Raw genomic sequence first — 10,721 nt, 5'->3', positions numbered from 1 at the left:
CAATGAATTCTGAATTTTGATATCTTTCGATATCGAATTGACTGTGCTGAAACAAGTAAACTTGTTTCCGTTGGTCACTCAGTTCAATTGAGACTCTAAATTTGTTTGCGTCACTTAGTAAACTAAGCTTCGCTGTTAGAACTCAATCTGTACGAGTGCCCACACAGATGATTGCTTTATATTGTTAAAGAACGTTTCGAGTTGCTTTCGCGTCTCGAGGGATGCGTATAATACATCCTTAATTTTTTGAGTCAATACTTAATTTTAAACTTTCTTTTTAGACCGTTTTAAACCGAAGTTTTACTTAACTCTCTGTCACTTTGTTCAGCTCAGCGCTTTTCATTGCTGCCCGCCGTGTCAGTGGATGCGCATTATAGGGAGATGGATTTTTAACGCAAGCACTTTTTGAAGGTTTTTTTGATTATTTTCAAATTAATCAGATACCCACCAAATGCAAACATGTTACCCACAAACAACTGTGGATAACTGATGATTTTTAGCAGAATAACTAAACTCTCCGCGCTTGTTATGGTAACTTGCGCCGCAGATTTTCCACTCGCTCACAAGGCAAGAAAAATGACAGACATTATAAATAGTATAAGTAGTCTCCTTTGGGGTCACATTCTGGTTTACCTTTTAATAGCTGCGGGGCTATTTTTCACTCTTCGACTCGGTTTTATCCAATTCACTCAATTTCCACATATGATCAAAGTGATGTTTCAGAGCCGCCAAGGTTCTGGTGAGGGCATTTCTTCATTCCAAGCATTTTGTACTTCATTAGCTGCGCGAGTTGGCACTGGTAATATGGCGGGCGTTGCTGTTGCACTTTATTTAGGCGGTGCCGGTGCAATTTTTTGGATGTGGCTTATTGCTTTAATAGGTATGGCGACAAGTTTTGCAGAAAGTACCCTTGCCCAAGCATATAAAACGGTCGATGAAGATGGCAACTTTCGTGGTGGCCCTGCTTATTATATGGAATATGGATTAGGTAAACGTTGGATGGGAGTCATTTTCTCTCTTTGCCTTATTCTTGCTTTTGGTTTGGTATTTAATGCAGTTCAATCAAACTCTATTGCTGCTGCATTTGATGTTGCGTTTGGGATTCCAAACTATGTTGTCGGAATCGCCTTGGTATTAGGGTCTGGCATTATCATTTTTGGTGGCTTAAAAACTATTTCACGTTTTGCAGAAATGGTTGTGCCATTTATGGCGCTGGCTTATTTGCTAGTTGCGCTCTATGTATGTGCCATGAACTACGATTTACTACCCAATGTGTTCATGCATGTTATTAATAGTGCCTTTGGTATCGAGCAAGCAGGCGCTGGTGCAATTGGTTATGGTGTTATGCAGGCGATGATCCAGGGTATTAAACGTGGGTTATTCTCTAATGAAGCTGGTATGGGTAGCGCTGCAAATGCTGCTGCAACGGCAACACCTAACCCACCGCACCCAGCCTCACAAGGTTATGTGCAAATGCTCGGTGTATTTGTAGATACAATTATTATTTGTACTGCAACCGCAGCCCTTATTTTATTATCACAACAGCTTATACCTGATTCAGGTGTGACTGGTATTGCATTGACGCAAGCTGCCCTTGAAGAACATGTTGGTAGCTGGGGAGCAACCTTTGTTGCGATTGCAATTTTGTTTTTTGCATTTACCTCGATTGTTGCTAATTATTCTTATGCGGAAACCAATTTATTATTTTTAGAACATAACCATGCATCGGGCATGTTGATCTTCCGATTATTAGTACTTGGTATGGTGATGTTTGGTGCGCTCGGTGAATTACCTTTAGTATGGACGCTTGCCGATATTTCGATGGGCTTGATGGCAATTGTTAACGTCATCGCTTTATTTATGCTTTCGGGTGTCGTTATTTGGCTTGCGAAGGATTACAACTCACAACGTAAAGCCGGTAAATTACCTACTTTCGATCCTTCGCAAAACAAAAGGCTCGATCAAACTATTCCTAAAGGCGCGTGGCGCAAATAATCAAGCCAAATGATTACTTAATTGGGGAGCGATTGTGCTCCCTTTTTTGTATTTGCTAATTTTTCAAAAACAGACAATATGAATGTGATTTGCTGTTCGTTAAGTTTGGATTCAAGCTGTGTAACAAGCTGCTCTTTTATTTGCGCTTTTAATGCTTGTTTTTGCTCTGCAGTTAATAATGGCTGCGATTGTTGCTGATAAGATTGCACGGCGGTGAGCATAGCCATCACCACGTCATTATCAAAATCGGTTAGCGCCGCTTTAGCATTACTGATGACTTGTTCTGATTTTTCAAATGCGGTCGATACTTTATCAACAAGCACACTGACTTCATGAATTTTAAGTACGTCGTTAATGTTCGACATAATAATCGCAACAGGTATTAGTACTAATGAGATTGCTAAACAAAGCCCAAATACGGCGCCCACCCAAAACTGATTTAAACCACGTTTAAATTGCTCCATTCTCTTTCCTTGATCCTATTTATTGAGTTCAGTAGCACTTAAAACTGAAAAAGCGTTAGCTGATTTAAAATGACTAAGGAAACTATAAAGCTATTTTGGCAATAAAAAAATATTTAGCTGAGATTATAAAAAGAAATATAAATGAAATAGAGAAGTGGTATTAAATATAAATGGTGCCCGGGGCCGGACTTGAACCGGCACGCTGTTACCAGCGAGGGATTTTAAATCCCTTGTGTCTACCAATTCCACCACCCGGGCATCGGGTCGCTCGTAAGAGCATGTGGAGTATTATATGGAGGCGGAACCCGGAGTCGAACCGAGGTAGACGGATTTGCAATCCGCTGCATGGCCACTCTGCCATTCCGCCTTATCGCTTCCAAATAATTGGAGCGGCACACGAGGCTCGAACTCGTGACCTCAACCTTGGCAAGGTTGCGCTCTACCAACTGAGCTAGTGCCGCAAATTTGTTTCTGTCAGTGTTTTGTCCGTTGGTGCACAACCTTTAGGTTGCGATGATAACGTTCTGGCAACTGAGCTTGTGCCGCAAATTTGTTTGTTTATCCAATAAACTATTTAAGTTTAAATGGTGCCCGGGGCCGGACTTGAACCGGCACGCTGTTACCAGCGAGGGATTTTAAATCCCTTGTGTCTACCAATTCCACCACCCGGGCATCGGGTTTGCTATTTAAAGCAAGTGGATAAAGCTAATATGGAGCGGCACACGAGGCTCGAACTCGTGACCTCAACCTTGGCAAGGTTGCGCTCTACCAACTGAGCTAGTGCCGCATCATATTAACTCTAGAGTTAAATCGTAATTTTAAAACTACATTTGGTATTGTAGTTAACCACAAAATGGTGCCCGGGGCCGGACTTGAACCGGCACGCTGTTACCAGCGAGGGATTTTAAATCCCTTGTGTCTACCAATTCCACCACCCGGGCATCGGGTTGCTCATAGAGCGCGTGGAGTGTTGAATGGAGGCGGAACCCGGAGTCGAACCGAGGTGGACGGATTTGCAATCCGCTGCATGGCCACTCTGCCATTCCGCCAAATTAGATAATTGGAGCGGCACACGAGGCTCGAACTCGTGACCTCAACCTTGGCAAGGTTGCGCTCTACCAACTGAGCTAGTGCCGCTTTCTTTATCTTGGGGGCTATGCCCTCTCAACACGGACGCATTCTACAGAGATTATTAAACGCGTCAATATAAAAAATGCTAGTTTTGAACTGTTTGCTTATTTTTTATCTAAAACGGTGTGTAATTATACGCTTAGGATCAATTTTTGGTCAATTCTGACCATGCTGCCATTAAATACTGCAGCATAGAACTAAGCGTTAAGAATGTTGCAACGTATAAAAGACCATAACTTAAGTAGATCATCCATGTATCAAATTGCCAAATCAAACCAATAATGGCTAGCATTTGTGCCGCAGTTTTAAACTTACCCATGTTAGATACAGCTACATTGTCACGCTTACCCTGCTCTGCCATCCATTCACGTAATGCAGAAATAACGATTTCGCGGCTAATAATAACTAATGCAGGTATAGTCATATACAAACTTTGATAATGGCTTGATAAAGCAACAAGTGCCGCACAGACCATTACTTTGTCAGCAACAGGGTCTAAAAACGCACCAAATGGCGTTGACTGATTTAAACGACGCGCAAGATAGCCATCAAGGATATCTGTGATTGACGCAAGCCAGAAAACAAACGCAGCTGCGAAAAACGCCCATGAGAAAGGCAAATAAAATATCACCAAAAAAATGGGGATAAGAAAAAGTCTAAAGGTTGTGAGTGTGTTTGGAATATTCCACATAACTACTTGGAGATGTCTTTTTTTACTATATTCGCACGAAGGCTACGCCTTGTCATGCAAATGATTAAATATCTTTTCAGCCATTTCAGGGCTGATCCCAGGAACTTGTTTTAATTGGTCTATATTAGCAGCTTTTACCCCTTGCATGCCCCCTAAATATTTTAATAATGCCTGTCGGCGCTTTTGTCCAACACCGGTAATTTCTTCTAATAATGATTGCGTGCGTTGTTTTTGACGTTTATTACGATGCCCAGCAATAGCAAAACGGTGCGACTCATCACGTATATGTTGGATTAAATGCAGTGCCGGCGCGTCTGAATCAAGTGGTATTGTTTTTCGTCCGCCATCAATTAATAGCGTTTCTAAACCTGGTTTTCGGCTTGTGCCTTTTGCAACACCCACCAGCAACGGCATTTTATTATGTGGCCAGTTTTCAAAATATTGTTCAGCACGAGATAATTGCCCTTTACCCCCATCGATAAAGATAACATCGGGTATTTTTTCTTCATCGACTACTTTGTTGTAGCGTTTATTAAGTGCAAATTCCATCGCGGCATAATCATCGCCACCTGTGATGCCGGTAACATTAAAACGGCGATACTCTTTATTATTTGGACCTTGCGAATCAAACACCACACAACTTGCAACCGTGTTTTCACCCATTGTATGGCTGATATCAAAACATTCCATACGATTTATATCATCAAGACGTAACGTTTCTTTTAATTGTGCATAGCGTTTATTAATTGAGTCCTGCGTGCTTTGCTTAACACTAATGCTGTTAAGGGCATTTTTATTAGCAAGCTTAAGATACTGAGCTCGCTCACCGCGATTAGCGACTTTTAAACTTACTTTACGCTCAGAGATTGCCGTAAGTGCATCGCTTAGAGGCTCACTCTCTTCGATTGTAAACGGTAAGATGATTTCTTTAGCAATGCGCCCTGTTGCACCAGGCGCTAAGTAATACTGGCCTAAAAAGGAAGTTAAAATCTCTTCTTGACCAGAGTCTTTGGGCACTTTGGGGAAATAGGTTTTGCTACCAAGTACCTTATGATCGCGGATCATTAATAAGTGAACCGCATTTAAACCATTTAAATGCGCAAAGCCAACCACATCCATTTCGGCATGATTACCGGAAATCGATTGCTGTTCCTGCATTTTCCGAAGTAACATAATTTGGTCGCGTACTTTTGCAGCGAGCTCAAATTTAAGCTCTTTGCTTGCTTGCTCCATTTTAGCAATTAAATCAGCAATAACTTCATGAGATTTGCCTAGTAAAAACTTACGTACAAAATCGACTTCTTGTTGATATTCTTCATCGGTAATTTTATTAACACACGGCGCTGAGCAACGTTTTAACTGATATTGTAAACATGGACGACTCCGAGCTCGGTAATAGGCATCTTCACATTGGCGAACCGGAAAGATTTTTTGCATTAAACGCAGGCTTTCAGATACCGCCCCTGCACTTGGGAATGGACCAAAATACTCGCCTTTGATTTTACGACTACCACGATGAAAAGCGAGTCGCGGGTGTTTGTGATCAGTTAAAAGAATATAAGGGTATGATTTATCATCGCGCAGTAAAATGTTGTAGCGAGGCTGATATTTTTTTATTAAGTTGTTTTCAAGTAATAAGGCTTCGGTCTCTGTGTTAGTCAGGGTGACTTCGATACCGCAAATATTGCTTACTAAGACACGTGTTTTACTATCAGTTACATTACTGCGAAAGTAACTAGTTACGCGCTTTTTTAGATTTTTAGCCTTACCGACATAAATAACTTGCCCTTCACTATCAAGCATTCGGTAGACACCGGGCTCACTTGATAGTGTTTTAAGAAAACGGGCTGGTTCGAAATCAGACATTGAGCAAATTAATGCGAACTATCAATGTCGATCATTTTGTGACGTATTGCTAAATGCGTAAGTTCAACATCACCACCCACATTTAGCTTTTCAAACATGCGATAGCGATAGCTATTCACTGTTTTAGAACTTAGGTTCAAACGCTCTGCTATGTCTTGTGCCTTTTCACCTTTGGTGATCATCAGCATAATTTGCAGTTCACGCTCAGAAAGACTCTGAAACGGATTTTCGTCTGTGCGTCCGCTTACCTGTGCAAGGGCAATTTGCTGAGCAATTTCAGGCGCGATATAACGTTGGCCAGCATTTACAGCACGAATAGCGTTAACCATTTCATCAGAGCCGGCACCTTTAGTTAGATAACCATGAGCTCCGATTTGCATCACTTTGCTTGGGAATGGATCTTCACAATGCACCGTCAGCACGATAATTTTTACATCAGGGCAATAACGACAGATTTTCTTAGTTGCCTCTAAACCACCGATACCTGGCATGTTCATGTCCATCAACACGATATCAGGCGAATGTTGACGGCAAAATTGCACCGCTTCTTCACCGGTTTTAGCTTCACCAACCACTTTAAAACCACGAACATCATCAAGTATACGTCTGATACCTGTCCGTACAAGCTCATGGTCATCAACTAAAAGTACATTAATCAATGGAACACCCTCAAATAACCCAAATACATGCTTGTGTAAATTTAATGTGCCACATTAGCACAGAATGAGTGAAACAATAAATCAAATTATTGTTTCACTCATCATTTTATGCGGCGTTTTTCTCGCTAAAACGATCAACCCACAGCGCAATAATACCATCACCTGTAACATTACAAGCTGTACCAAAACTATCCTGTGCTAAATAAAGTGCAATCATTAATGCCACTGCGCCTTCATTGAAACCAAGCATGCTTGTTAATAGTCCTAATGCCGACATAACCGCACCACCCGGCGCTCCAGGAGCTGCAATCATGACAACACCTAACATCATAATAAATGGCAACATACCAAATAAAGATGGTACATCCATATTAGGCGATAAGAACATCACTGCCATTGCACATGTCACAATGGTAATTGTTGAACCCGATAAATGGATGGTTGCACATAACGGCACTGTAAAGTTTGCAACATCTTCTTTTACATTATTAGCTTTACTTGAGCGCAGCGATACAGGAATTGTTGCTGCACTCGACATTGTACCTAAAGCAGTAAAGTAAGCGGGTAGCATATTTTTTACAAGCTCTAATGGGTTTCTTTTTAATAAAAGTCCCGTTGAGACATATAAAACGGTTAGCCATAACCAATGCATGATCAATGCTGCAAGTAATACAATACCAAATGTTTGCAGCGTATCTACCACAGTGCCAGCGACTGTCATCTCTGCAAATACACCGGCAATATAAAACGGTAATGCTGGAATAATAACCTTTGCTAATAAGCCATCAATTACATCACGACCCTGATCAGAAACTTTCTTCAACATATCAAGTTGCATTTGGCTCATACCAATACCAAAAATGAAAGCCGCAGCTAACGCCGTCATTACGCTCATAAGTGGTGGAATTTCTAAATCAATAAAGCTGCCCACTTCTGTAGCTACTTCAGCTTCAAACGTTAAGCCCCCATCAAACAATGGGATCATGGCGCTGACTAATAAAAACGCTAAGGTGCCAGCAATAATCGTTGACCCATAAGCAAAACCGACAGTTTTGCCAAGTAAGTGGCCAGAACCTTTTGGTAAGCCAGCAATACCAGATGCGATAAAAAATAAAATAATCAGTGGAATGGTAAAGGTGATCAACTGACCTATTATTTCTTTTACTGTATAGAGGAGTTCAACACCTGTTAGCGGCACATACAAGCCCACTAAAATACCGGCAACAATACCAGCAATTAATTTTAGAATTAAATTCATAACGATCACTTCAATTTTTAGGTGGTAACCTTTTACCACGTTTTAGTTTACTTTTGTTATAAAACAGCCAAATTAACGTTTAACTGCGCAAATTACCACCACAGCTTCGCAGAATCTAATTTGAACGTAAATATATGCGTCCTATCGCGTTGCATTTGTTAACAAAGTTGCAAGTTAATAACATGCTCGCAATTATGAATACCCGTGTAGTTCTTATGTATAAATCTATATTAAGTGCCGCTCTACTGAGCACACCTTTTACTTCCTTGGCCACCAGCCAACCCATCACCCTCCCTTTTGTTGCGGAACAAGCAACAATTGACGGAAAGCTAAATGAAGCAAGTTGGCAACACGCAAAAAAAATCACGATTGATAATGTCACGTGGCCTTATGAAAACAGCAAAAGCCCAGTGACCACACACGCCTATGTCTATGAAGATGGCGAGACGTTATTTATTGGCTTTGAAGCAAACGACCCAAATCCAGAACTAATTCGCGCTTTCTATCGTGACCGTGATGCAGCATGGGATGATGACTTAGTGGGACTGAAAATTGATTCATACAATAATGCTCAATTAGCTTATCAGTTTTTTATTAACCCACTTGGCGTACAACAAGACTCGATAGAAAACGAACTGACTAAACATGAAAGCTCATCATGGGACGGTATTTGGGATAGTGTTGGTGTTATTCACGATAAAGGCTACACAGTAGAAGTGGCTATTCCCTTACGCGTATTGAATTTTGACGACAGCGTAGCAACCAAAACGATGGCGATGGAGTTTTTACGATTTTTACCCCGTAGTGAGCGTTTGCGTATCTCAAATATGCAAATTGACCATGGTAACAATTGTTGGATTTGCCAAATGCCAAGTTACCAAGGTTTTGAACAAGCAAAGCAAGGCAATAACGTAGCGATTATTCCATCTGTGGTGCTTGGCAAAAATGAGACTCGTGATATCGATGGCGCACAAGTGGCTGATTGGGAGTCAGAGAACAATACTGAAGCCAGCCTGGATGTTAAATGGGGGATCACCCCAGATATTACCTTAAATGCGACGATTAACCCTGACTTTTCACAGGTTGAAGCGGATGTTGCTCAATTGAGTGTGAATAATAATTTCAGCTTGTTCTTCCCAGAAAAGCGTGCCTTCTTTTTAGATAACGCTGACTACTTTGCATCAACACTTAACCTTATTCATACCCGTAATATTGCCCAACCAGATTATGGAACCAAGATCTCAGGTAGCAAAAATGGCCATACATTTGCCGGTTTTATTGCCAATGATACGCAAACCAATGTGTTGATCCCGGGCAATTTAGGTTCATCTCTTGTCGCCCTTGACGAGAAAAGTGAAAACGGTGCTCTGCGATACCGATACGACTTTGAATCAGGGTTATCACTTGGTTCAACAGCAACTCACAGACAAAGTGATGATTATAAAAACACGGTTTATAGTATTGATAGTAAATACAAACCAACAGTGAACGATGTTTTCCTAGTACAAGTATTAAAGTCACAAACGCAATACAGTCAGGATTTTATTGACGAGTTATGTGATGGTGATAACTGTTTACAACCTGAGCAAGTAATTTGTGAATTAAATAGTGATTGCGACTATAACGAAGGTGTACTTCGTGTTTTAAGTAAAGAACAACAATCGGGTAATGGCTACTATGTTAAGTATCAACATGATGAGAAGTACTGGCGTGCATTTGCTGACTATAATTATCGCGATGCTGATTTAAGAGCTGACTTAGGTTTTATCTCGCAAGTTGATTTTAAAAAGTTCACTACAGGTGGCGAATACCGCTGGTATGGTGATAAAGGTAATTGGTGGAACCGCGCTAACCTGTATGCCGATTGGGATATTACCCACAACGAAAATAATGAACTTCTTGAAAAAGAAGCACAAACCAGCTTTTCTGTCAGCGGCCCATTACAAAGCTTTTTTGAAGTCTCTGTTGAACACCGAAACCGTACAGGTCTTCGCCACGATAAATCACGTTTAGATATAGACGGCAACACAGATTTATTTAGCGAAAATGGCGTTGGCTTTTACAGTGATTTTAAACCAACCGCTGGGGTCTTTGCTTCTTTATATATGTATACAGGTAATGCCGTTGACTTAGCCAATAACCGCACTGGTGATAAGTTTCACATACGCCCGGTACTGAATATGAACCTTGGTAAACATTTTGAAGTACGCTTACGTCATACTTATGAGCAACTGGAAGCTGATGGTAGCGAAGTATTTACCGCAAATTTAAGTGATGTGCGGTTAACTTACCAGTTTAACGTGAATAGCTTTTTACGCCTTGCAGTCATTTATACCGATTTAGAACGTAATCAAGCTAATTACATTGATGATGTAGATAGCCAATATAAAAAGTTAGCCACCCAGTTATTTTATTCTTACAAACTGAACCCGCAAACAGTATTCTTTGCAGGTTACTCTGATAATGGCTATCAAGATGATGAACTTTCATCGATAACTAAAGAGCAGCGTACCCTATTTGCTAAATTTAGCTACGCTTGGTTACTTTAAGACTCTATGAGCGCACCTTTCGGTGCGCGCCCTTCTTTTCCCACCTTATTACTAAATGCTATAAGCCTATTCGCTATATGTTATAGCCAAACTTTACTTTCGTTTTTT

The 10,721-nt window shown here is 40.9% G+C and carries 7 protein-coding genes and 8 tRNA genes; 2 read left to right on the top strand and 13 right to left on the bottom strand.

Going from position 1 to position 10,721, the window contains the following annotated elements:
- The first annotated feature begins 576 nt into the window (after positions 1–576).
- Positions 577–1,995: an alanine/glycine:cation symporter family protein gene (locus tag L1267_RS17560; RefSeq protein WP_235383616.1), complete on the top strand. Its 1,419-nt coding sequence runs from the start codon at positions 577–579 to the stop codon at positions 1,993–1,995.
- 17 nt (positions 1,996–2,012) lie between these two features.
- Here the strand turns inward: L1267_RS17560 and L1267_RS17555 are convergent, their stop codons facing one another.
- From L1267_RS17555 to L1267_RS17495, 13 genes are all read right to left on the bottom strand, one after another.
- Positions 2,013–2,459, bottom strand: a complete 447-nt coding sequence (locus L1267_RS17555; RefSeq protein WP_138558982.1) for a hypothetical protein — start codon at positions 2,457–2,459, stop codon at positions 2,013–2,015.
- A 171-nt stretch (positions 2,460–2,630) separates the two neighbouring features.
- Positions 2,631–2,717, bottom strand: a tRNA-Leu gene (locus L1267_RS17550).
- A gap of 35 nt (positions 2,718–2,752) precedes the next feature.
- Positions 2,753–2,826 (bottom strand) — tRNA-Cys (locus tag L1267_RS17545).
- A gap of 18 nt (positions 2,827–2,844) precedes the next feature.
- Positions 2,845–2,920: transfer RNA gene (locus tag L1267_RS17540), tRNA-Gly, on the bottom strand.
- Between the two features lie 124 nt (positions 2,921–3,044).
- Positions 3,045–3,131: transfer RNA gene (locus L1267_RS17535), tRNA-Leu, on the bottom strand.
- A 39-nt stretch (positions 3,132–3,170) separates the two neighbouring features.
- Positions 3,171–3,246 (bottom strand) — tRNA-Gly (locus L1267_RS17530).
- Between the two features lie 67 nt (positions 3,247–3,313).
- A tRNA-Leu gene (locus tag L1267_RS17525) sits at positions 3,314–3,400 on the bottom strand.
- A 34-nt stretch (positions 3,401–3,434) separates the two neighbouring features.
- Positions 3,435–3,508, bottom strand: a tRNA-Cys gene (locus tag L1267_RS17520).
- 12 nt (positions 3,509–3,520) lie between these two features.
- Positions 3,521–3,596, bottom strand: a tRNA-Gly gene (locus L1267_RS17515).
- Positions 3,597–3,735: 139 nt separating this feature from the next.
- Positions 3,736–4,281: a CDP-diacylglycerol--glycerol-3-phosphate 3-phosphatidyltransferase gene (gene pgsA / locus L1267_RS17510; RefSeq protein ID WP_062566986.1), complete on the bottom strand. Its 546-nt coding sequence runs from the start codon at positions 4,279–4,281 to the stop codon at positions 3,736–3,738.
- Between the two features lie 42 nt (positions 4,282–4,323).
- Positions 4,324–6,147, bottom strand: a complete 1,824-nt coding sequence (uvrC, locus tag L1267_RS17505; RefSeq protein WP_235383615.1) for an excinuclease ABC subunit UvrC — start codon at positions 6,145–6,147, stop codon at positions 4,324–4,326.
- 8 nt (positions 6,148–6,155) lie between these two features.
- A complete protein-coding gene (gene uvrY, locus L1267_RS17500) occupies positions 6,156–6,806 on the bottom strand; it encodes a UvrY/SirA/GacA family response regulator transcription factor (RefSeq protein WP_054553647.1) in 651 nt (216 codons plus the stop codon).
- A gap of 106 nt (positions 6,807–6,912) precedes the next feature.
- Positions 6,913–8,064: a dicarboxylate/amino acid:cation symporter gene (locus L1267_RS17495; RefSeq protein WP_135925298.1), complete on the bottom strand. Its 1,152-nt coding sequence runs from the start codon at positions 8,062–8,064 to the stop codon at positions 6,913–6,915.
- A gap of 194 nt (positions 8,065–8,258) precedes the next feature.
- Here L1267_RS17495 and L1267_RS17490 point away from each other — a divergent pair, with 194 nt between their 5' ends.
- Positions 8,259–10,613, top strand: a complete 2,355-nt coding sequence (locus L1267_RS17490; protein WP_235383614.1) for a carbohydrate binding family 9 domain-containing protein — start codon at positions 8,259–8,261, stop codon at positions 10,611–10,613.
- Positions 10,614–10,721: the final 108 nt, after the last annotated feature.

The organism is Pseudoalteromonas sp. OFAV1 (genome assembly GCF_021532595.1).
Lineage (GTDB): Bacteria > Pseudomonadota > Gammaproteobacteria > Enterobacterales > Alteromonadaceae > Pseudoalteromonas > Pseudoalteromonas lipolytica_C.
This window is presented reverse-complemented; position numbering and strand designations above follow the sequence as displayed.